This window comes from Streptomyces sp. 3-6 (genome assembly GCF_056323165.1).
The window spans coordinates 1-22,218 of sequence record NZ_JBWHZP010000010.1 but is presented as its reverse complement, the minus strand read 5'-3'; the positions used below and the strand labels follow the sequence as shown (position 1 = coordinate 22,218).

Below are 22,218 nucleotides of genomic sequence, written 5' to 3'. Positions count from 1 at the left end.
ACCGACGGAAGGGACGGAGTCAGCCGACCGGGGCGGTCCCGGCGGTGCCGTCCAGGAGCCGGCCCTCGGCGTACGTGAGCACCGACGCCGGGAGCGGCCCCTCCCGCCCGCTCAGCAGCACCGTCAGGGTGCCGGTCGCCGGCGCCTGCGGCGCGGGCTCCCCGCCGATCCGGCGCAGCGTCTGCGCCGCCACGGCACCGGCGGAGCCGTACAGCGCGAGCCGCGGGCGGCCGGGACGCTGGACGGCGGCCCGGATGCGCTCACCGACGAGTTCGTAGTGGGTGCAGCCCAGGACGACGGCCGTCACGTCGTCCGGGGTGAGGGCGGCGGCCGCCGCGACGGCGGCGTCGACGGCGGACTCGTCCGCGCGCTCCACGGCCTCGGCCAGTCCCCAGCACGGCACCTGGGCCACCTCCACCCCGTCGGCGAAGGTGTCGATCAGATCGCGCTGGTAGGGGCTGCCGGTGGTGGCCGGGGTGGCCCAGATCGCGATCGGCCCGCCCCCGGCCGCGGCCGGTTTGATCGCCGGGACGGTCCCGATCACGGGCAGTCCGGGTTCCAGGCGGGCGCGCAGGGCGGTGAGGGCGTGCACCGTGGCCGTGTTGCAGCCGACGACGAGGGCGTCGGGCCGGTGCGCGGCGGCGGCCTCGGCGACCGCCAGGGCGCGGGCGGTCAGGTCCTCCGGGGTGCGGGGGCCCCACGGCATGCCGTCGGGGTCGAGGGAGAGCACGAGATCGGCGTCCGGGCGCAGGCGCCGTACCACGGCGGCGGCCGCCAGCAGACCGATTCCGGAGTCCATGAGCGCGATCTTCACCCGGTCACGATAATCGATGTGCCGGTTCCGGCCGCCCCGGTGGGGGACACTGCGCCGGTGGACGTCGTCGTGTGGAGTGCCGCCGGATCACTCGTCGCCTGGCTGTGGCTGCTGCTCGGCCAGGGCTTCTTCTGGCGGACGGACGTCCGGCTGCCGCCGGGTCGGGAGCCGGAGACCTGGCCGCGGGTGTGCGTCGTGGTCCCGGCGCGGGACGAGGCCCCGGTGCTGCCCGTCAGTCTGCCGACGCTGCTGGCCCAGGACTACCCGGGCCGCGCGGAGGTGTTCCTCGTCGACGACGGCAGCACGGACGGCACCGGCGCCCTCGCCCGGGAGCTGGCCCGGGAGCGGGGCGGGCTGCCGCTGACGGTCGGCACGCCCGGTGAGCCGCCGCCCGGGTGGACGGGCAAGCTGTGGGCGGTGCGGCACGGCATCGCCCTGGCCCGCGAGCGGGAGCCCGTGTACCTGCTGCTGACGGACGCCGACATCGCGCACGCGCCGGACAGCCTGCGCCGGCTGGTCGCGGCGGCCTCGGGCGGCGGGTTCGACGTGGTCTCGCAGATGGCCCGGCTGCGGGTGGCGGCCCGCTGGGAGCGGCTGGTGGTGCCGGCCTTCGTCTACTTCTTCGCCCAGCTGTACCCGTTCCGGTGGATCTCCCGGCCGGGCGCCCGTACCGCGGCCGCGGCGGGCGGCTGCGTCCTGCTGCGGGCCGACACGGCCGAGCGGGCCCGGATCCCCGACGCCGTCCGGCACGCCGTGATCGACGACGTGGCGCTGGCGCGGGCCGTCAAGGGGGTCGGCGGCCGGGTCTGGCTGGGCCTGGCCGACGGGGTGGACAGCGTGCGCCCGTACCCGCGGCTGGGCGACCTGTGGCGCATGGTGTCGCGCAGCGCCTACGCGCAGCTGCGGCACAGTCCGCTGCTGCTGGCGGGCACGGTCGCCGGGCTGGCGCTGGTCTACCTGGTCCCGCCGGTGGCGGTGGTCGCGGGTGCCGTGACGGGCACGTGGCCGGCCGCGGCGCTCGGCGGGGCGGTCTGGCTGGTGATGACGGGGACGTACCTGCCGATGGTGCGGCACTACGGGCAGCCGTGGTGGCTCGCGCCGCTGCTGCCGTTCACCGCGTCGCTGTACCTGCTGATGACGGTGGACTCCGCGGTGCAGCACCACCGGGGGCGCGGTGCCGCGTGGAAGGGCCGCACCTACGCCCGGCCGGACGCCCTCCCCGAGGAGGGCTGACGCCGGCCGGGCGGAGGGGTCACTTGCGGCCGGGGGTCCAGTTCATGCCCCAGCCGTAGGCGTGGTCGACGGTGCGCTGGGGGCTCACCCCGCGGTCCGGGATGAGGTAGCGGGCCTCGCGCTGCACCATGAGGTCGCCGTCACCGGTGCTGGTGATCAGGGCGAGGGCGCACACCGTCGAGGGCACGGTGCACTCGTCGAGCGAGAAGTCGATCGGGGCGCCGTTCTGCGGCCGGAGGGTCACCGTGGCGTTCAGGTCGGCGAAGGACCGGGCGCCCTCGTAGATGGTGACGAAGACCAGGATGCGCCGGAAGGCCTGCTTGTGGTCGAGGTTGACGGTGAGGTTCTCGCCGCTGGCGACCGCGCCGGTGCGGTCGTCGCCGTCCAGGTGGATGTACGGGGGCTGGTGCAGCGAGCCGAAGGCGTTGCCGAGGGCCTGGACGACGCCCTTGCGGCCGTCGGTGAGCTCGTAGAGGGCGCACAGGTCGAGGTCCAGGTCGGAGTGGGTGGCGACGGCGCGGCCGAGCTTCGCGGCCCAGCCCGAGAACTGCTTGCGCACCTCCCAGTTGAGGTTGACGTGCAGGGCGCCCGAGGTGCCGCCCTGCTTGGTGAGGGAGACCGACGGAGCGGCCTTGGTGAGCGTCACCTTGGTCAGCCGCACGGGTGCCGCGGCGGGGGCGGGCGGAGCGGCGGGCGGGGCCGGGGGCGTCACCGGCCGGGCCGCGGCGGGGGCCGCGGGCGGGCCGGCGGGCGGGGGCGTCGCCTGCTGGGGCTCGTCGACGCTGATGCCGTAGTCGGTGGCGAGTCCTTCGAGGCCGCTGCTGTACCCCTGGCCGACGGCGCGGAACTTCCAGGCGCCCTGGCGCCGGTAGAACTCGCCCAGGACGAACGCCGTCTCGGTGGTGGCGCCGGTGCTGTCGTACCGGGCGGCGACGGTCCCCCCGGGCTCCTGCACCTCGATGTAGAGGTCCGGGATCGCTCCGAAGGTGCCGCCGTCGCAGGAGGCCGCGAGGATCACCGTCTCGATGGCGGGTTCCACCCGGGTGAGGTCCACCGCGAGGGTGTCGGTGACGCGGTCCCCGGCGTTCCGCTTGCCCTCGTGGCGCACGGCCCCGGAGGCGTGGGACGGCTGGTTGTAGAAGACGAAGTCGTCGTCGGAGCGGACCTTCCCGCCGACCAGAAGCAGCGCCGAGGCGTCCGCGTCCGGCACTCCGGGGCCGGTACGCCACCCCAGTTCCACCCGCAGCGCCGCGGTCGGCACCGGTGTGTTCGATCCCTTCGGCATGGACATGTGCGCCCCCATCACGGGTCATCACGCCAGGTCGGGCCCCGGCACGCGTGGTCTTCTCGTCCGCCCCACTATGCCCCGTGGGCCGCGGACGTGAGGAACGACCCGTCATGACCGGGAGTCAACCGGCGGTAACAGGCCCGGAACTCGGGCTTTACCATAACGTCAACCGCCCGGACGCCCCTTTTCGACACGTTCACTCACATAAGTGCGGCCACGCCACTGCGGGCACGGAAAAGAACCGTCTTACCGGTCTCCCCAAAAACACATCGTGGGCTTAACTTATGTGCCATGACCTCCCCCCGCTCCACTTATGGCGGCGGTTACTACTCCGCCTCCTTCCCGGACACTCCGATCTACGACTCGCTCGTGGCCGAGCGGGGCACCCCGCAGATCGCCCCGATCCGGGTCCCGGCAGCCTACGAAGCACCCGGCAGTCATCTGCCCGCGCTTCCCTCGGCGTTGCCCGCTCTCCCGGCGGCTCCTTCCCAGTACGGCTACGGCTACCCGCAGGCGCAGCAGCCCGCACCGCTGCAGCAGGCGCCCACGGCCTACATCCCGCAGCAGGCCACCGCGCCGCGCGGCTACCCCGGCCCGCAGCCGCAGCCGCCGCGCCCGGTGCCCCCGGGCGGGGGCTACGAGGCGATGCGCCCGGCGGCGGCCCCGCGGCCCGGCCCGGCTCCCTACCAGGACCCGTACCAGAGCCAGCAGTACCGCGGTTACTGAGCACCGCGCCGCCGAGCCGGCCCATGGAGCCGTCCGCGCCGACCGTGCCGTCCGTGGCGTCCGGCAGGATGGCTCCATGGGGAACGCGCGTCTGCACTCGATTCACATTCATCCGGTCAAGGCGCTCCGGAGCGTGCCGCTCACGGAGGTCGTCGTCGAGCCGTGGGGGCCCGCCGGAGACCGGCGCTGGATGCTGATCGACGACGGGGGCAGGGTCGTCACGCAACGTCAGCAGCCGCGCCTCGCACTCGCCGTCGCCGAGCTGCTGCCCGGCGGCGGCGTACGGCTGTCCGTGCCGGGGACGGAGCCGCTGACGGTGCCCGTCCCCCGGACCGGCACCACGGTCACGGTGGAGATCTTCAGCGACAAGGTGGAGGCGTCGCCCGTCGAGGACCCGGCCGTGCGGGAGTGGTGCCGGGCCCGCTTCGGCACCGGCTATCGTCTCGTGCACCTGGACGACCCGGCCACCCGCCGTCGGATCGACCCGGCGTACGCGGGTCCGGACGACACCGTCACCTTCGCGGACGGCTACCCCCTGCTGCTCACCACCACCGCGTCCCTCGACGCCCTCAACTCCCTGATCGCGGTGGGGGACCACGCCTCGGAGGGGCCGCTGCCCATGAACCGCTTCCGGCCGAACCTCGTCGTGGCGGGCACCGACGCCTGGGCGGAGGACGACTGGGAGCGCGTCGCGGTGGGCGAGGTCGCGTTCCGGATCGCCAAGCCCTGCGGGCGGTGCGTGGTGACCACCACCGACCAGCGCACCGGGCGGCGCGGCCGGGAGCCGCTGCACTCCCTGGCGCGGCACCGCCGGGACGGCACCAAGCTGCTCTTCGGCCAGAACCTGATCCCGCTCACCACCGGCACCGTCCGCACCGGCGACCCGGTGCGGGTCCTCGCCCGCCGGTCCGGCCGGGGCGACTGACCCGCCGGGCGCGGCACGGCCGGAACGGCTCACCGGCCGGGGCGGGGCACGGCCGGGGCGGCTCACCGGCCGAGCGGCGGCAGGGCGGACGGCGCCGCGCGCCCGCCGCCGTGAGCGCCCCCATGCGCGCCCCCTCCCCTCCGGCACCCACCGGGGCCGGTGCGGTACCGACGAGGCGCCGAGGCGTGCGGGCGCGGGGCCGGGGGAAGCCGTACGGCGGGCGCGGGCCGCCTTCCGGCTCCGGTCAACTCGCGCGCCCCGCGCACGCTACGGTGGACCGGGCCGAGGCACTCGGCGACAACCCGCGTACAACGAGGTGGGGGCACAGTTACGCCATGGCACAGGGCACGGTCCAGGTGACGCACACCGGCACCTCGCGGTGGCGGCGCCGCACGGGTGAGTACGCATCGCTCGCCGCCGCCCTGGAGGCCGCGGCCGACGGCGACGTCCTCACCGTCGCCCCCGGCACGTACCGGGAGAACCTCGTCGTGGAGCGGGCCGTGACGCTGCGCGGGCCGGACGGCTCGCCCGGTTCGGTGCGCATCGCGCCCGCGGACGGCGTGCCGCTCACCGTGCGGGCCTCCGCGGTCGTCCAGGACCTGCACGTGGAGGGCCAGGACGCGGCCGCCCCCGCCGTCCTCGTCGAGGAGGGCACCCCCGAGCTGCGGGACGTACGGATCGTCACCCGCTCCGCCGCCGGCATCGAGGTGCGCGGCGACGCCCGGCCCACCGTGCGCCGCTGCACGGTCGACAATCCGGCGGGCGTCGGCATCGCCGTACTCGACGGCGGGGGCGGGGTGTTCGAGGAGTGCGAGGTGGTCTCGGCCGGACAGGCCGGCGTCGCGGTGCGCGGCGGCGGCCACCCGCGCCTGGAGCGGTGCCGGGTGCACCACGCCGCGGGGTCCGGCCTCACCGTGACCGGGGACAACTCGGCGCTGGAGGCGGTGGGCTGCGAGGTGTACGAGGTGCGCGGCAGCGGCGTCCAGGTCACCCACCGGGCCGCCGCCCACCTCACCGACTGCGACGTGCACCGCACCACCGGCGACGGCGTCACCCTCGACACCGACGCGGTGCTGACGCTGGCCGATTGCCGTATCCACGACATCCCGGAGAACGCGGTCGACCTGCGCTCCCGCTCGGTGCTCACCCTGACCCGCACCACCGTGCGGCAGTTCGGCCGCAACGGCCTGTCGGTGTGGGACCCCGGCACCCGCGTGGACGCCAACCAGTGCGAGATCTTCGACAGCACCGGCGACTACCCGGCGGTCTGGGTGAGCGACGGGGCCACCGCCGTGCTGGACTCCTGCCGGGTGCACGACGTGCCGGACGCCCTGTTCGTGCTCGACCGCGGATCCCGCGCCGACGTGGTCGACAGCGACCTGTCCCAGGTGCGCAACACCGCGGTGTCGGTGAGCGACGGCGCCACCGCGCAGCTCGACGACTGCCGGATCCGCGAGGCGGCCACCGGCGCCTGGTTCCGCGACCACGGCAGCGGCGGCACCCTCAGCAACTGCACCCTGGACGGCACCCAGACCGGGGTCATCGTCACCAAGGGCGCCGACCCGACCGTCGAGCGCTGCACCGTCGACTCCCCCGCCGAAGCCGGCGTGTACGTCTCGGCGGGGGGCCGCGGCTCCTTCCTGAACTGCCGGGTCACCGGCAGCGGAGGCTACGGCTTCCACGTCATCGACGGCAGCCGCACCACGCTGCGCAAGTGCCGTACCGAGCGCTGCGCGCGGGGGGGTTACGAGTTCGCGGAGGGCGGCGCGGACGCGACCGGGGCCGGCGGCCCGCTCGTCGAGGACTGCACCAGCGACGAGAGCGGCGGCCTGCGCCCCGCCGCCACCGCGCCGGCCGAACCGGCCGTGCAGACGGCGGGCCACTCCCCCGGTCTGCTGGGCGCCGTCCCGGAGCAGCGCCCCGAACCGGTGCCCGCCGCCCCGGTGGCGCCGGTGACCACGGTGGAACCGGAGGCCCGCGAGTCGAAGGCGGTGCTCGGCGAACTCGACGCGCTGGTGGGTCTGGAGAGCGTCAAGCGGGAGGTCCGCGCGCTGATCGACATGATCGAGGTGGGCCGTGCCCGGCAGCGCGCGGGCCTGAAGGCCGCCTCGGTGAAGCGGCACCTGGTGTTCACCGGCTCCCCCGGCACCGGCAAGACCACCGTCGCCCGGCTCTACGGCGAGATCCTGGCCTCCCTCGGGGTGCTGGAGAAGGGGCACCTGGTCGAGGTGTCCCGGGTGGACCTGGTCGGCGAGCACATCGGCTCGACGGCGATCCGCACCCAGGAGGCGTTCGAGCGGGCGCGCGGTGGTGTGCTGTTCATCGACGAGGCGTACGCCCTCTCCCCGGAGGACGCCGGCCGGGACTTCGGCAAGGAGGCCATCGACACGCTGGTGAAGCTGATGGAGGACCACCGCGACGCGGTCGTGGTGATCGTCGCGGGCTACACGGCGGAGATGGAGCGGTTCCTGTCGGTCAACCCCGGTGTGGCGTCCCGCTTCTCGCGGACGATCACCTTCGGCGACTACGGCCCGCAGGAACTGCTGCGCATCGTGGAACAGCAGGCCGAGGAGCACGAGTACCGGCTCGCCCCGGGGGCCGCCGAGGCCCTGCTGGCGTACTTCACCGACATCCCCAAGGGGGCCGCCTTCGGCAACGGCCGCACCGCGCGCCAGACGTTCGAGGCGATGGTGGAACGGCACGCGGGCCGGGTCGCCCAGCTCGCGGAGCCGAGCACCGACGACCTGACCCTGCTCTACGGCGAGGACCTGCCGGCCCTGCCCTGATCCGCCGCGCCGGACGCGCCTCCGGCCGCCTGTCGGGTCGCCGGCCCGGGCACCGCGCCGGACGACGGCCCGGTGTGACGCGGTCCCGGGACCTCGGGCCGCAGCCGTGCCAGTAGCCGACGCCGTTCCTCGGCGAAGACCGGGTCGGCCTGGTAGTCGGAGTGGCCCAGGATCGGCGCGGGCAGCGGGTGGGCGCGGGTGCGGCTGTAGGCGAGCGGGTCCTTCAGCGGCGGGCGGTCCACCGGCGGGCCGTCGTCGCCGGACAGCCGTACGGGGCCGCCGATGGGGTCGGTGAGCCGGTACAGGTTGGTCCAGCAGTCGGCCTCCCGGTGCAGCCGGTCGTGGGCCTCCGGCCCGAAGTGGGCCGGGAACCAGCGGCCGTAGAGGCGCTCCAGCGGCGACCCGTACGTCAGCAGCGCGACCCGGCTGCGGGTGGCCGGCGGCAGTTGCCAGGCCGCGGCGGCGGCCAGCACGCTGCCCTGGGAGTGGCCGGAGACGACCAGCCGGCCGCCGGTGTCCTCGGTCCAGGTGGCGATCCGCCAGGTCAGGTCCGGCACCGCGCGCTCCGCGTAACAGGGCGGGGCGAAGGGGTGGGCGGCGCGCGGCCAGAAGGTGCCGACGTCCCAGAGGATGCCGATGGTGCGCCGCGCGGAGGCGTCCTTGTAGGCGCGCCGCCCCCAGGTGACGAACAGTATGAAGCCCAGGCCGATCAGCCAGGAGCCGAGTGCCTGCGCGGTCTCGGCGGCGCCGTGGACGACGGCGTACGAGCCGCGGGCGGCTTCGCCGGGCGTCCGGTCGGTGACCAGGGCGCCGACGAGGGCGCCCGCTCCCAGCAGCAGGGTCGCGCCGGAGGTGACGGCCACGATGCGCGGCCCGCGGTCGGTGAGGGCGGCCAGGGCGCGGGTGCGGGCGATGCGGCGGGTGCGGGCGGGGTCCGCCGGTTCGCCGGCGTAGTCACGGGCGACGGCGGCGCGTTCCTCGCGGGCCAGCTGCCAGGCGCGCCGGGCCAGCCAGCCGGCCAGCACCAGCAGCAGGACCAGCAGGGGCGGGATCGCGGAGGCCTGCCAGGTCAGCACGACCGGCGGTCCGGGCATCGCGGTGCCGGTGCCGTCGAGCCAGTCCGCCACCCGCTGGGCGACGCCGCCGGACATCACCCCGCCCAGGGCGCAGGCCAGCATCGCCACGGCGGGTCCGGCCAGGCCGCGCAGCGCGGCACGGCGGTCGGGGTCGCTGCGGTGCAGCACCCGGGCGGCACCACCGAGGGCGATCACCAGCAGCCCCTGGGCCAGGCCGAGGGCACCGAACGTCTCGTCGCCGGGGAGCCTGCCGGAGGACGCCCAGCCGGGGCGTTCCCACCCGGCGTGGACGACGCTGAGCACGAGCAGGGCGAGGGCGGTCAGCGGGAGCCACCGCACCAGGCGCGTGTCGAGGGCGGCGTCGGCCCGGCGTTCGGCCCGGCCCCGGCGGCACACCACCCACACGACGACGGCCGCGGCGGCGGCCAGCGCGCTCTCCAGGAGGAGTCCGAGCAGGGCGGGCACGGCCGGCTCGGGGCTCTCGCGGTCGTGGCGGGCGGCGGCGGAGCCGACCGCGGCGGCGACCGTCAGCAGCGCCGCCGCGGTGTGCGCGGCCCGCAGCCGGGCGCCGAGGCGGCGGCCGTACCAGAAGCCGGGGCGGCCCAGCGCGGTACCGCCGTCCCCCTCCTCTCCCGCCGGACCGGCGGGAGTGCCGGGGTCCTGCCGCGGGGACAGCGGCTGCTGGGACTCGTAGGCGCTCCAGGTGCGCAGGGAGAGGTACCACAGCAGACCGGTCAGCGCGGTGGGTACCAGCGCGGCGAGGGCGAGGCGGCGGCCGGGCTGGCTCCACCAGCCGCCGTCGGAGATCTCGGGCGAGAGGAATCCCAGCCAGGAGTGGCGGGCGGCGCACGCGCCGGTGCCCGCGCACTGCCAGGCGGCCAGGTCCAGGGCGACCTCGCAGGCGGCGGCGACGAGGAGCACCGTCAGGCTCAGTCCGGCCAGCCGCAGCAGCACCCCGTACAGGCGGACGGTGCGGGGGCGTCCGCGGGCGGTGGGGCGCATCCAGTGGGCGAGGTTGACGACCATGAACGGCAGCAGCAGCAGCCACAGGGCGCGGGTGCCGTTGCCGGAGGTGAGGTTGCACCAGACGTATGCCTCGGGGACGGGCCCGTCGCGCTGCCCGGGGGCCCGCCGCTCGGCGTCGGCGTCGTCGGCCCGGCGGAAGACGGCGGCCACGTCGTCGCCGGTGACGCGGACCGTGCGGGGGTCGTTGAGCATCGCCTCGGGGGTCGTGCCGCCCACGCCGTGGACGAGGAGTTCCAGGGCCGCGCCGCCCTCCCCGGGACCCGCGGCGGGGGCCCCGGTGTCCTCCGCCGATCCGCGTTCCTGCGCCCGTTCCACTGCTCGGCAACTCCCCCCGTGACACGCCGTCGGCTCGGTCCGTGCGGGCTCAGGATGTCCGGCGGCGGACCCCCTCACACCTCCCGTCACGCAATCTCCCCGGTCCGTGTGACAGGCGGGTCACGGACGGGACGCGAGTGACGTGTGCGCGACGATCCGCCGGTGGCGCCGGGCGGGTCCCGTCGTGGGAGGATGGAACGTCCGTGCACCGGGGCCGGGTGGAACGTGCTCGCCGCCGCGGGAGTGCCGGGCGTGTCGGACGGTTACGCGGCGAAAGGACCCGAGCGTACGTGAGCGAGAATCAGAACCTCCTCGCGGAGCAACGACGCACCCTGATCCTGGACGAGGTCCGGCGCCGGGGCGGGGTCCGGGTCAACGAGCTGACCCGCAGGCTCGGTGTGTCGGACATGACGGTGCGCCGCGACCTCGACGCGCTGGCCCGGCAGGGCGTGCTGGAGAAGGTGCACGGCGGCGCGGTCCCGGTGGTGGAGGCCAGCACCCACGAGCCCGGTTTCGAGGCCAAGTCGGGTCTGGAGCTGAGCGCCAAGGAGGACATCGCGCGGGCCGCCGCCGAACTGGTCCCGCCGGGCGCCGCGATCGCGCTCTCGGGCGGGACGACGACGTTCGCCCTGGCGCACCGGCTGCTGGAGGTGCCCGATCTGACGGTGGTCACCAACTCGGTGCGGGTGGCGGACGTCTTCCACGCGGCGCAGCGCACGTCGGGGCCGCGCCCGGGTGCCGCGACGGTGGTGCTGACGGGCGGGGTGCGGACCCCGTCGGACTCGCTGGTGGGCCCGGTGGCCGACCAGGCGATCGCCACGCTCCACTTCGACCTGCTGTTCCTCGGCGTGCACGGGATATCCGTCGAGGCGGGCCTGTCGACGCCGAACCTCGCGGAGGCCGAGACCAACCGTCGGCTGGTGCAGTCGGCGCGCCGGGTCGTGGTGGTCGCCGACCACACCAAGTGGGGCACCGTGGGCCTGAGTTCGTTCGCGTCCCTGGACCAGGTGGACACGCTGGTGACCGACTCCGGGCTGCCGGCCCGGGCCCGGGAGCAGGTCGCGGAGCGGCTGCGGCGGCTGGTGGTGGCGGGCGAGGCCGGGACGCCGGCGGAGACCGGGGGGCGACCGGAGGACACCGCGCCCGGCGACGACGACGGCCCCGGGGGCACGACCGGTTCCGCACCCGACGGCGACGACGGTGACGGCCCCGGTTCAGCCGGACACGCCGGGGAGGGCGACCGGCCTTCCTGAGCCGCGCGGCCCGACCTCGCACGGGCCTTCCGCGACGCGGTCACGGCGCCGGCCCGGCGGCTCGGCGCGCAGCGCCGGCCCGTGCGGCCGGGACCTCCCGGTGCCCTTCCGTACGGACCCGGACGCCCAGGCGCCCGCGTGGGTCACTCCGGCCGGCGTGTCACTCCCGCCACACGCCGGTGCTCAGCAGGGTGTCGATGACCGCCGCGTACTGGGTGATGTCCAGCCCCTCCCCGGTCAGCCAGGCGTCCGAGTAGTAGCGGTCCAGGTAGCGGTCCCCCGGGTCGCACAGCAGGGTGACCACGCTGCCCTGCCGCCCGGCGGCCACCATCTCCGCGACGATCCGCAGCGCGCTCCACAGCCCGGTGCCGGTGGAGCCGCCCGCCCGGCGCCCGATCGCCTTCTCCAGGGCGCGGACCGCGGCCACGCTCGCCGCGTCCGGCACCTTCATCATCCGGTCGATCGCGCCGGGCACGAAGCTGGGCTCCATCCGGGGGCGGCCGATGCCCTCGATGCGTGACCCCCGGTCGCAGGTGACGTCGGCGTCACCGGTCGTCCAGCCGTCGAAGAAGCAGGAGTTCTCGGGGTCGGCGACACAGATGCGGGTGTCGTACTGGAGGTAGTGGACGTAGCGGGCGAGGGTGGCGGAGGTGCCGCCGGTGCCGGCCGTCGCGACGATCCACTCGGGTTCGGGGAACCGCTCCCGTTCCATCTGCCGGAAGATCGACTCGGCGATGTTGTTGTTGCCCCGCCAGTCCGTGGCCCGCTCGGCGTAGGTGAACTGGTCCATGTAGTGGCCGCCCGTCTCCGCCGCGAGTGCGGCGGACGCCTCGTACATGGTGCGGGGGTCGTCCACGAAGTGGCACCGGCCACCGTGGAACTCGATCAGTCGGCACTTCTCGGCGCTGGTCGTGCGCGGCATCACGGCGATGAAGGGCACGCCGATCAGGTGCGCGAAGTACGCCTCGGACACGGCCGTGGAGCCGCTGGACGCCTCGATCACGGGACGGTCCGGGCGGATCCAGCCGTTGCACAGCCCGTAGAGGAACAGCGACCGGGCCAGCCGGTGCTTGAGGCTGCCGGTGGGGTGCGTGGACTCGTCCTTGAGGTAGAGGTCGACGCCCCACCGTTCCGGCAGCGGGAAACGCAGCAGATGGGTGTCGGCGGAGCGGTTGGCGTCCGCCTGGACCCGGCGGACGGCCTCTTTCAGCCAGTCGCGGTAGGCGGTGTCGGTCCGGTCGACGTCGAGGGTGACGTCCGCCCGGGTCAGGGGGGAAGTGCTCACGGCGGGCTCCTTACGCTGAGCGCCGACGGCGTCTCACGCGGCCGGTACATCGATCATAAGCACCCCGCGCACCCCTCTTCACCTGCATAAACGCAACTTTGACCGGCTCAAAGGGGCTCCTGGGGACGGAGGCGTGAAGTCGCGGGGGCGCACGGGCCCGAGTGCTTCGCGCGCCTGCGGAAGAGGGAGCGCGCGCACTGGTGCTCGACGGCGTGCGGGGGCACACTGCACCGGCGGGAGGATCCCCGGGCGGGGAGACCGGTGGTGGACGCGCCGGACCCGGAAGGGTTCGGCACAACGACGCGCGACGAGGGGGCGTGGGACATGGCGGAGCCGGAGTTCACGGCCACCGGCGTGCGGATCGGCAGACGGCTGCGGTCGCTCACCCGGGCCGGCCAGGTCCGGATCAGCGACGGCCGCCTCGAACTGCTCACCAGCTACGGCACGGAGATCGACAGCGCGCCGGTGCAGGCCGTACGCGCCTCCCGCCCCTGGTTCGCCCCGGAGGACAGGGCCCTGGCCGACGTCAACGGCACCCGCTACTCACTCACCCTCGGTGACCACGATCCCGCCCCGGGCGAGCCGGGCCCGCCGGCGGCACGCCGCTTCATCGAGGCCGTGCGGCGGGCGGCGGGGCGCGACGACTGAGATGTCCGTGAGTTGCGCCACACCGCCCCGTGCGTCACGCTGTTCACACGTCACTCTGGGTTTACCGGCGATAACGCTGCGAACCAGCCCGCCGGCCACGACAGCAGGCGGCAGCGTCACGCAGGCATCCTGCTGGATCCGTACTCCGTGTTCTTCCGGACTCCGATCCGGACCTGACATCGGGGAGTCGCAGCCGTGATCAGTCACCCAAGCAGACAGTGCACGGTGGAGCTCCAAGCCCTGCCGTCGCGGATCGGACAGGTCCGCAGAATCGTATCTGCGCAGTTGCGCTACTGGCATATGGACTGCCTGATCGACCGGGCCTCGCTCGGCGTGACGGAGTTGTTGTCCAACGTCCACCGGCATGCCCGGCCCGACAAGACCTGCACCGTCGAGATGGAGCTGTTGCTCGACCGGCTCAAGGTCTCGGTGCACGACCGCGATCCGCGCCTGCCCGTCGTGTCGGACGCGAGCCCGCTCGCGACCTGCGGCCGGGGGCTGGCGATGGTCGCCGCGATGAGCGAGAGCTGGGGCGCGCTGCCCGACGGCGACGACGGCAAGGTCGTGTGGTTCACCCTGCCGACGCCGGCCGCGACCGCAGCGACCGTGCCGGCCCGCCTCCCGCGCCTGAACGGGGCGGAGCGTCCCTCGCCCCGGATCACCGAGGTCGCGGAGGTCGCCCTGGTCGAACGTGCCACCGAGGGCCACCGCCCCGAACCGGCTCCCGCCCGGTCGGCCGTTCCCGGCTGACCGGGCGGTGACCTCGTCGCCGGGCGATGTCGGCGCGGTCGCGCTGTGCCTCGGTGTTGTCCGGGGTGATCCACGGTCGCGGTCACGGTCGCGGCCGTGTCAGTGTCCGGCCGCGTCCGCGACGGGAGTGCGCCCGCGGTCGCGGCCGTACCTGTCACGGCCGCGGGGTCCTGCCGGACTCCCCCACGGGCGCCCGGACCGGCACCGCGCGGGGCGCGGTCGTGCGACCGGGACCGGGACCGCACGGACGTACGGCCCCGGGCCGCCCGGCGGGCGCGGCCCCCGCCCCGCCTGCCGGTGGCTCCGGGGCCGTGGCGCCGGAAGCCGCGCGGGACGGGGTCAGGACGAGGGCTGTGCGGTGTCCTTCATCCGGCCCCAGCCGTGCCAGCGCTCGACCTCGACCCAGGCACTGACCCGGCCCCGCTCCCGGTTCGGGTACGGGCCGCCGGTGTAGTGCCGGGCGAGGCGGTCGATGTCGGCGAGGTCCGCGTCGTCCCGCCACTCGGCCACCCGGCCGATGAGGGTGACGTGGGTGTACCAGCCGTCCTCGGCCAGCACGGTGAGGGTGACGCGCGGGTCGCGGCGCAGGTGCTTCAGGCGGACGCGGCCCTCGTCGAGGTTGAGCAGGACCCGCCCGTCCTCCCAGAGGTACCAGGTCGCCGTGGACACGGGCGAGCCGTCGGCGCGCACGGTGGCCATGACGCAGGGGTTGGGGCGGCGCAGCAGGTCGACGGCGTCGGCGGGCAGCGGGGGCTCGGACACGGGCACTCCTTCGTGTTCTTGGTGTTAAGAGGTGGTGACTGGGGGTCGGGGGGCGTGCCGGGGCGGCACGGGCGGGGTGGCCGGGCGGCCGGATCAGTCCGGGAAGCTGGCGTAGTAGGCGGCGGCCATGTCCTCGTCGCCGTGGCCCTGTGCGGCGGCGCGTTCCAGGCGCTCCGCGCCCGCCGCGGCCACGTCCAGGCGTGCGCCGTGCTGTTCACCGGCCCGCACGATCAGGCGGGCGTCCTTGGCGGCCGTGGTCACGGCGAACTGGGCCGGGGACAGCTGTCCGGAGCGGATCAGGCCGGCCTTGGCGTGCAGGTAGCCCATGTCGAGGGGGCCGCCCCTGACGAGGTCCAGGAAGCCGTCGGGGTCGACGTCCAGGGCCTCGGCGAGCGCCAGGGACTCACCGACGGCGGAAGTGGCCGCCAGGACCCAGCTGTTGACCACCAGTTTCAGGCGGGTGGCGCTGCCCGCGGCGCCGTCGTCGCCGGTCCACACGGTGCGGGTGCCGACCGCGTCGAAGACGGGCGTGACCCTCTCCCGGCCCTCGGCAGGGCCGGCGGCGAGCACCGTCAGCTGCCCGGCCTCGGCGGGCTGCCGGGTGCCGAGTACGGGGGCGTCGTAGAACAGCAGGCCGTGCTCGCGGGCGAGGGCGGCGAGTCCGGTGACGTCGTCGGGTCCGGCGGTGGTGGACTGCGCCCAGACCGTGCCGGGCCGCAGGGCGGGGGCGGCCTGCCGCACGGTGTCGAGGGTGGCGGGGCCGTCGTGCAGCACCGTCAGCACGACGTCGGCCGGGCCGACCGCGTCGGCGGGGGTGTCCGCGACGTGCGCGCCGTCGGCGGCGAGCGGTTCGGCCTTGGCGCGGGTGCGGTTCCAGGCACGGACGGCGTGTCCGGCGCGGGCGAGGTTGCGGGCCATCGCGGCACCCATGATGCCGGTGCCCAGGACCGCCACGGTGAGCTGGTCGTCGGTCATGCCGTCCGCCTTCCGTCGTCGGGCCGGGCCGCCTCGCGGCCCCGGGGGTCCGGTCTCCCGGGCCCCCCGCTCTCCTGTACCCGGTTCCGCCGGGTGCGTGCGCGTGCGGTCGGTGCGTGCGCGTGCGGTCGCGGAGTCGCCTGCGACGTGTCCCCGGGCCAGTTGCCGTCCCGGCCGCCACCATCGTCCGGGCCCGGGCTACGCGAGGGCGCCCAGTGGATCGTCCAGGACGGGCTGCCAGGCGAGTTCGGCCGCGCCGACCAGGCTGTTATGGGCGAGGGTGCAGGGCAGGATCGGGACGCTGCCGCTGCGGCCCCACAGGCTGCGGTCGGCGACGACGGCGCGCAGCCGGTCCGGGTCCGCCTCCAGCAGCGTGCCGTGCAGGCCGCCGAGGATGATCCGGTCGGGGTTGAGGATGTTCACCAGCCCGGCGAGGCCGCGGCCGAGGCGGTCGATCAGGCGCTCCACCGCAGCGCGGACGGCCGGGTCGTCGCCATGCTCACGGATCAGGGTGTCGGCGTGCTTCAGCAGGGACACCTCGGGACCCGGGGCCCGGCCGGCCGCGGTCAGGAAGGCCAGCGGGTCCGTCTCGACGTCGAGACAGCCGCGGCTGCCGCAGTGGCAGGGGCGTCCCTCCGGGTGGACAGGGAGGTGGCCGACCTCCAGGGCGAGCCCGGAACTGCCGGAGTGCAGGCGGCCGTCGAGGACCAGCGCGCCGCCGACGCCGCGGTGGCCGGTGGCCACGCACAGCAGGTCACGGGAGCCCCGTCCGGCGCCGTGCCGGTGCTCGGCGAGGGCGGCGAGGTTGACGTCGTTGGCGGCGAAGGCGGGGCCGTCGAGCCCGGCGGCCCGCACCTGCTCGGTGAAGATCTCCCGCACCGGCGCCCCCGCGGGCCAGGCGAGGTGGAGGGGGTTGAGCGCCAGCCCTTCCGGTTCGGCGACCGCGGACGGCACGGCGAGCCCCGCTCCCACGCACCGGCGCCCGGTCTCGCGGAGCAGGTCGGCGCCGGCCGCCACGACGGAGCCGAGCACCTTCGCCGGGTCGGCGTCCACCACCTCGCAGCCGGGTGTCGTGGCGACGATCCGGCCGCCGAGACCGACCAGGGCGGCACGGAACCCGTCGGCGTGCACCTGGGCGGCGAGCACCACCGGTCCGTCCTCGGCGACCGCCAGCCGGTGCGAGGGACGCCCCTGCGAACCGGCGGCGGCCCCGGGGCGGGCGTCCACCCGGATCAGGCCCAGGGCCTCCAGTTCGGCCGCGACCGCCCCCGCGGTGGCCCGGGTCACGCCGAGTTCGGCGGTGAGCACCGCCCGGGTGGGCGCCCGGCCGGTGTGGACGAGCTCCAGGGCGGGCCCGAGCGCGGCGCGCCCCCGGTCCAGCCGCGCCCTCGTGGTGGTCCCTTTCCCCGGCGTCCCGGGGTCCGCGTTGCCGCTCATGAAGGAGAGTGTTCCATGATCCGTCCCGGTGGCCGACTAGAGGCCGGACACCCGCAGCGTGATGTTCAGCCGTCCCTCCAGCCCCAACTCCGGTGGTGCGGTGCCGCCGTGCACGCGGGGCACCCCGTGGTACGCGAGCCGGGAGGGGCCGCCGAAGACGAACAGGTCGCCGCTGCGCAGGTCGACGTCGGTGTACGGGTGGGTCCGGGTCTCGGGGTTGCCGAAGCGGAAGACGCAGGTGTCGCCGAGGCTCAGGGACACCACGGGGGCGTCCGCCCGTTCGTCGCTGTCGCGGTGCATGCCCATCCGGGCGTCGGCGGCGTAGAAGTTGACCAGCGCGATGTCGTACGCCGCCGCCCGGGCCGCGTCGGCCCCCAGGGCGTCGGCCACCGCGCGCCGGCCCAGGCGCCCGAGGAGGTCGGGGAACGGTTTGACCGGGGCGCCGTCACCGTCGACGACGGTGCGGGCGTACCCGTAGGGGTACCAGTGCCATCCCAGGCACACCTGGCGGGCGGACATGGTGCCGCCGCCGGGGGTGCGGACCGTGCGCAGTCCGGCGGGCGGCCGGGCCCACTCCCGGCAGGCCGCGAGCAGTTCGCGCTGCCCGGCGAGGTCCAACCAGCCCGGCACGTGCACCGCGCCGGGCGCGATCTCCGCCCGGGCCCTGGGGAACAGCTCGGCGTCCATGCCCCCATCCTGCCGGACCGGGCCTGAGCTGGGGCTCGGCTAGCCTGTGGGCACGATGGACGACCGTATGACGACGCCGTGGGGTGCGCCGGCGCTGACCCGCTTCCCCGAGGATCCGCGCGACCGGCTGCGCGCCTGGGACGCCTCCGACGCCTATCTGCTGCGGTACCTGGACCGGGAGGGGATCGTGCCGTCCGGGACCGTCGTGGTGCTCGGTGACCGGTGGGGCGCGCTGGTCACCGCGCTGGCGGCGCACCGGCCGACGCAGATCACGGACTCCTGGCTGGGGCAGCAGGCGACCCGGGCCAACCTGGCGCGCAACGGGGTGGAGCCCGGTGCGGTCCGGCTGCTCACCACGCAGGACGCGCCACCGGGCCGGATCGACGTGCTGCTCGTGCGGGTGCCCAAGAGCCTGGCCCTGCTGGAGGACCAGCTGCTGCGGCTGGCGCCCGCGGTGCACGCGGACACGGTGGTGATCGGCACCGGCATGGTGAAGGAGATCCACACCTCCACGCTGCGCCTGTTCGAACGGATCCTCGGCCCGACCAGGACCACGCTCGCCGAGCAGAAGGCGCGGCTGATCCTGTGCACCCCGGACCCGGCCCTGAAGCGGCCGGACAACCCCTGGCCGTACCGGTACACGCTGCCCGACGGCATCGGCGCGGTGTCCGGCCGGCCGGTCGTCAACCACGCGGGGGTGTTCTGCGCGGACCGCCTCGACATCGGCACCCGGTTCTTCCTGCAACACCTCCCGGCCGCCGGTGACGGGACACGGGTGGTGGACCTGGGCTGCGGCAACGGTGTGGTCGGCACGTCCGTGGCGCTGGCGCAGCCGCGGGCCGAAGTGCTGTTCACCGACGAGTCGTTCCAGGCCGTGGCATCGGCCGAGGCCACCTATCGGGCGAACGGCGTGCCGGGGCACGCGGAGTTCCGGGTCGGTGACGGGCTGGCGGGCGTCCCGGACGGGAGCGTCGACCTGGTGCTCACCAACCCGCCGTTCCACTCGCACCAGGCGACCACGGACGCCACGGCCCGGCGGATGTTCGGCGACGCCCGGCGGGTGCTGCGGCCGGGCGGGGAGCTGTGGGTCGTCGGCAACCGGCACCTGGGATACCACCTACGGCTCCGGCGACTGTTCGGGGGCAGCGAAGTGGCCGCGTCCGACCGGAAGTTCGTGGTGCTCCGGGCCGTCCGGCGGTGACCGTCCGCCGACGCCGGTGACCGCCTGAGGGCGACGCGTCCGGCGGCGGCGGCCCGGCAGAGCGGAAGCAGCCGGCCGTAGCGGAACGGGCCGGCTGCCCCGCCGACCTGGAGGACAAGGGGGGCAGGGGGTGTCCACCGACTCGGCCCCGGCGATGACCGCCCCGACGTGCCGGAACGTGGTGATGACGTTGAGGGAGGCGACCGCCGAGCGGGACCCGGTGGCGCGGGAGACGAGCGCGGCGGTGGTGGCGAGGGGCACGGCCGGTCCTTCCCGGGTGGGCGAGTCGGCGCCGGGGCGCCCGGGTCGCGGGCGCTGGGGCGGGCGCGCTCCGCGGGGCGGGTCGCCGGGGTGTTGGGGCCGGCACCACGGGGCGGGTCGCGGGCGCTGCGGCGGCGTGGTGGCCGCCGGCTGCGGCAGACGGGGTCGCCGGGCGTTCGCCCGGACCCGCACGGCGGCGGCGGTGGAGACGCCGGTCAGCGGCGCGACGGCGGCCCCACGGACGGCGCGCGTGTCCAAGGAGGCGGGGCTCCTTCCGGGTCGTCGTGGCGCGAGCGCCGCACACCGGGCCGGGTCCGGCCCGGGACCCTAGGCTGGCAGGCAGGACGACGACACGCCGCCGGGCCAGGGAGGCTGCGATGGGCGGAACGGACGGGGAACACGGGGCCGCCGGGGACGACCGCGCCGCCCAACGTCACGGCCCCGCCGCGGAGCCCGGGAGAGGCGGGGTCGACGGGCGGGGTGGGCAGGACACGCAGGACGGGCGGGGCGACGGCCGGCGGTACGTGCCGATCGCGGACCACGGACTGATCGGCGACCTGCGCACCGCGGCCCTGGTGGCGATCGACGGCACCATCGACTGGTACTGCTCCCCGTCCTTCGACGCGCCCAGCGTGTTCGCGGCCGTACTGGACGCCGACCGCGGCGGCTGCTTCGAGCTGGCGGCGGCCGTGCCGGCCCGCACGAAGCAGTTCTACTTCCCCGACACCAACGTGCTGATCACCCGGTTCTACACCGCCGACGGCGTCGGAGAGGTGCAGGACTTCATGCCCGTCTCGGAGGACCCCGCCGAGATCGGCAGGCACCGGCTGATCCGGCGGGTGCTGTGCGTGCGCGGGACCATGCCGTTCCGGGTCCGGGTGGCGCCGCGCTTCGACTACGGCACCCGGCCGCACACCGTGCGCCCGCTCGGGGACGTGACGGTGTTCGCGTCCGAGCGCCTGTCCCTCGGACTCACCTCGACCGTCCCCCTGACGCCCGACGGGGACGACGTGCGGGGGGAGTTCCGGCTCGCCGAGGGCGGCACGGCGATCCTCGCCCTGGACCACCTGGCCGAGGGTGTGACACCGCGCGGCTGCGCGCCGGACGAGGCGGAGAACGCGTTCGGCGCGACGGTGCGCTACTGGCGGCGCTGGCTGTCCTCCTCGCGGTACCGGGGCCGCTGGCGGGAGATGGTGCACCGCTCGGCCCTCACCCTGAAGCTGCTCACCTACGCGCCGACCGGGGCGATCGTGGCCGCGCCGACCACCAGCCTGCCGGAGGAGATCGGCGGGGAACGCAACTGGGACTACCGCTACGTCTGGGTGCGCGACGCCGCGTTCTGCGTGTACGCGCTGCTGCGGCTGGGGTTCTCGGAGGAGGCCCGGGCCTTCATGGGGTTCGTGTCCCGGCACATCAGCCCCGGGGACGGCGACCCGTCCGGCCCGCTGCAGATCATGTACGGCATCGACGGCCGCACCGACCTGACCGAGACCGAACTCGGCCACCTGGAGGGCCATCTGGGCTCTGCCCCGGTGCGGGTCGGCAACGCCGCCGCGGAGCAGTTGCAGCTCGACATCTACGGCGCGCTGATCGACTCCGTCTACCTGTACGACAAGTGGGCGGAACCCGTCTCCAGCGAGGAGTGGGACCACGTCTGCGCGCTGGTGGAGTGGGTGTGCGGGCACTGGGACCAGCCGGACGAGGGGATCTGGGAGACCCGGGGCGGTCGCCGGACGTTCCTGTACTCGCGGTTGATGTGCTGGGTGGCGATCGAGCGCGCCGTCCGCATGGCCCACCGGCGGGGGCTGCCCGCCGACCTGCCCCGCTGGCAGGCGTGCCGGGACACGATCTACCGGCGGATCATGAGTCACGGCTGGTCGGAGCAGCGGGGCGCCTTCGTGCAGCACGAGGACGGGGAGGTGCTGGACGCCTCGGTGCTGATGATGCCGCTGACCAAGTTCATCGCGCCGACCGACCCGAAGTGGCTGCGCACCCTGGACTCGCTGACCGGGGAGCTGGTGTCGGACTCGCTGGTGTACCGGTACGACCCCGGCCTCAGCCCCGACGGGCTGCGCGGCGGCGAGGGCACCTTCTCCATCTGCTCGTTCTGGTACGTGGAGGCGCTGACGCGGGCGGGACGGCTGGACGAGGCGAGCCTCGCCTTCGAGAAGATGCTGACCTACGCCAACCATCTCGGCCTGTACGCCGAGCAGATCGGTCACACCGGCGAGCAGCAGGGCAACTTCCCGCAGGCGTTCACGCACCTGTCCCTGATCAGCGCCGCGTTCAACCTGGACCGGGCACTGGGCTGACGGCCCGCGGCCCGGCCGACGGTCACCGTGGAGCCCGGCCGGCGGTCGCCCTTGAGCCCGGCCGGCGGCCCCTTCGTGAGGGTCGGCCGACGGTGGCTCGGGTGGCCGGGGGCTCGATCGAGTGGTCCGTGGATGCGCTCGGGTCGTCCAGGGGCGGGCGCGGGTGGTGCCGGGGCCGGCTCGGGTGGTCCCCGGTCGCGGAACCTGCCGGTCAGTGGCCGTGCCCGTCGGCGGGGTCGTGGTCCCCGCCGGGCGTGTCGCTCCCGGAGTGTTCCGGACTCCCAGAGTGTTCCGGACTCCCGGAGTGCGAGTTCCCCGGGGTCGTGCCGTCCGGGTCCGTGGTGCCGGGGATGCTCCTATGGCTGTCAAGCGGCTGGAGCGAGGTTGGTTTGGGTGATTCGTCCGGTTGATGTGCTGGTCAGGGTGCGGTAGACCTCGCGGGCGACGAATCGCTTGAG

17 protein-coding genes are annotated in these 22,218 nt (G+C 75.2%); 9 read left to right on the top strand and 8 right to left on the bottom strand.

What is annotated here, in order from left to right:
• Nucleotides 1-19: 19 nt before the first annotated feature.
• Nucleotides 20-814, bottom strand: a complete 795-nt coding sequence (locus AC02VZ_RS14965; RefSeq protein ID WP_432058567.1) for a glutamate racemase — start codon at nt 812-814, stop codon at nt 20-22.
• A 39-nt stretch (nt 815-853) separates the two neighbouring features.
• Here AC02VZ_RS14965 and AC02VZ_RS14960 point away from each other — a divergent pair, with 39 nt between their 5' ends.
• Nucleotides 854-2,047: a glycosyltransferase gene (locus AC02VZ_RS14960; RefSeq protein WP_432058578.1), complete on the top strand. Its 1,194-nt coding sequence runs from the start codon at nt 854-856 to the stop codon at nt 2,045-2,047.
• Between the two features lie 19 nt (nt 2,048-2,066).
• Here the strand turns inward: AC02VZ_RS14960 and AC02VZ_RS14955 are convergent, their stop codons facing one another.
• Entirely contained in the window at nt 2,067-3,332 is a 1,266-nt protein-coding gene (locus AC02VZ_RS14955) for a TerD family protein (protein ID WP_476475656.1), read from the bottom strand.
• 294 nt (nt 3,333-3,626) lie between these two features.
• Here AC02VZ_RS14955 and AC02VZ_RS14950 point away from each other — a divergent pair, with 294 nt between their 5' ends.
• The 3 genes from AC02VZ_RS14950 (at nt 3,627) to AC02VZ_RS14940 (ending at nt 7,772) form a co-directional block, all read left to right on the top strand.
• Nucleotides 3,627-4,061: a DUF6643 family protein gene (locus tag AC02VZ_RS14950; protein ID WP_362100614.1), complete on the top strand. Its 435-nt coding sequence runs from the start codon at nt 3,627-3,629 to the stop codon at nt 4,059-4,061.
• Between the two features lie 76 nt (nt 4,062-4,137).
• Nucleotides 4,138-4,986, top strand: a complete 849-nt coding sequence (locus tag AC02VZ_RS14945) for an MOSC domain-containing protein (RefSeq protein WP_476475575.1) — start codon at nt 4,138-4,140, stop codon at nt 4,984-4,986.
• Between the two features lie 335 nt (nt 4,987-5,321).
• Nucleotides 5,322-7,772, top strand: coding sequence for a right-handed parallel beta-helix repeat-containing protein (locus AC02VZ_RS14940; protein WP_476475574.1), 2,451 nt, complete (start codon nt 5,322-5,324; stop codon nt 7,770-7,772).
• On the opposite strand, the gene AC02VZ_RS14935 is transcribed toward AC02VZ_RS14940, so the two are convergent.
• Entirely contained in the window at nt 7,742-10,189 is a 2,448-nt protein-coding gene (locus AC02VZ_RS14935) for a hypothetical protein (RefSeq protein ID WP_476475573.1), read from the bottom strand. The genes AC02VZ_RS14940 and AC02VZ_RS14935 overlap by 31 nt on opposite strands.
• A gap of 290 nt (nt 10,190-10,479) precedes the next feature.
• On the opposite strand from AC02VZ_RS14935, the gene AC02VZ_RS14930 reads away from it, so the two are divergent.
• Nucleotides 10,480-11,442 (top strand): DeoR/GlpR family DNA-binding transcription regulator, encoded by a 963-nt coding sequence (locus AC02VZ_RS14930; protein WP_476475572.1) that lies wholly within the window; start codon nt 10,480-10,482, stop codon nt 11,440-11,442.
• 160 nt (nt 11,443-11,602) lie between these two features.
• Here the strand turns inward: AC02VZ_RS14930 and cds1 are convergent, their stop codons facing one another.
• On the bottom strand, nt 11,603-12,727 hold the full coding sequence (cds1, locus tag AC02VZ_RS14925; protein ID WP_476475571.1) for an L-cysteine desulfhydrase Cds1: 1,125 nt from the start codon (nt 12,725-12,727) through the stop codon (nt 11,603-11,605).
• Between the two features lie 324 nt (nt 12,728-13,051).
• On the opposite strand from cds1, the gene AC02VZ_RS14920 reads away from it, so the two are divergent.
• On the top strand, nt 13,052-13,375 hold the full coding sequence (locus tag AC02VZ_RS14920; RefSeq protein ID WP_432058580.1) for a hypothetical protein: 324 nt from the start codon (nt 13,052-13,054) through the stop codon (nt 13,373-13,375).
• Nucleotides 13,376-13,570: 195 nt separating this feature from the next.
• Complete coding sequence (locus AC02VZ_RS14915) at nt 13,571-14,125, top strand: ATP-binding protein (RefSeq protein WP_432058573.1); 555 nt, start codon at nt 13,571-13,573, stop codon at nt 14,123-14,125.
• Nucleotides 14,126-14,464: 339 nt separating this feature from the next.
• Here AC02VZ_RS14915 and AC02VZ_RS14910 read toward each other — a convergent pair whose 3' ends face one another.
• The 4 genes from AC02VZ_RS14910 to AC02VZ_RS14895 form a co-directional block, all read right to left on the bottom strand.
• Nucleotides 14,465-14,887 carry a PPOX class F420-dependent oxidoreductase gene (locus tag AC02VZ_RS14910; protein ID WP_476475570.1) on the bottom strand — a complete coding sequence of 141 codons (423 nt, stop codon included), beginning with the start codon at nt 14,885-14,887 and terminating at the stop codon, nt 14,465-14,467.
• A 93-nt stretch (nt 14,888-14,980) separates the two neighbouring features.
• Nucleotides 14,981-15,862, bottom strand: coding sequence for an NAD(P)-dependent oxidoreductase (locus tag AC02VZ_RS14905; protein ID WP_476475569.1), 882 nt, complete (start codon nt 15,860-15,862; stop codon nt 14,981-14,983).
• 198 nt (nt 15,863-16,060) lie between these two features.
• The gene (locus tag AC02VZ_RS14900; protein ID WP_432058575.1) at nt 16,061-17,299 is read right to left on the bottom strand and encodes an ROK family protein; all 1,239 of its coding nucleotides are present in this window, start codon (nt 17,297-17,299) and stop codon (nt 16,061-16,063) included.
• Nucleotides 17,300-17,335: 36 nt separating this feature from the next.
• Nucleotides 17,336-17,986 carry an alpha-ketoglutarate-dependent dioxygenase AlkB family protein gene (locus AC02VZ_RS14895; protein WP_432058576.1) on the bottom strand — a complete coding sequence of 217 codons (651 nt, stop codon included), beginning with the start codon at nt 17,984-17,986 and terminating at the stop codon, nt 17,336-17,338.
• A gap of 67 nt (nt 17,987-18,053) precedes the next feature.
• On the opposite strand from AC02VZ_RS14895, the gene AC02VZ_RS14890 reads away from it, so the two are divergent.
• Together AC02VZ_RS14890 and AC02VZ_RS14885 are read left to right on the top strand one after the other, a co-directional pair.
• Nucleotides 18,054-19,187: a methyltransferase gene (locus AC02VZ_RS14890; RefSeq protein ID WP_432058581.1), complete on the top strand. Its 1,134-nt coding sequence runs from the start codon at nt 18,054-18,056 to the stop codon at nt 19,185-19,187.
• Between the two features lie 638 nt (nt 19,188-19,825).
• On the top strand, nt 19,826-21,760 hold the full coding sequence (locus tag AC02VZ_RS14885; RefSeq protein ID WP_432058577.1) for a glycoside hydrolase family 15 protein: 1,935 nt from the start codon (nt 19,826-19,828) through the stop codon (nt 21,758-21,760).
• Nucleotides 21,761-22,218 lie beyond the last annotated feature (458 nt).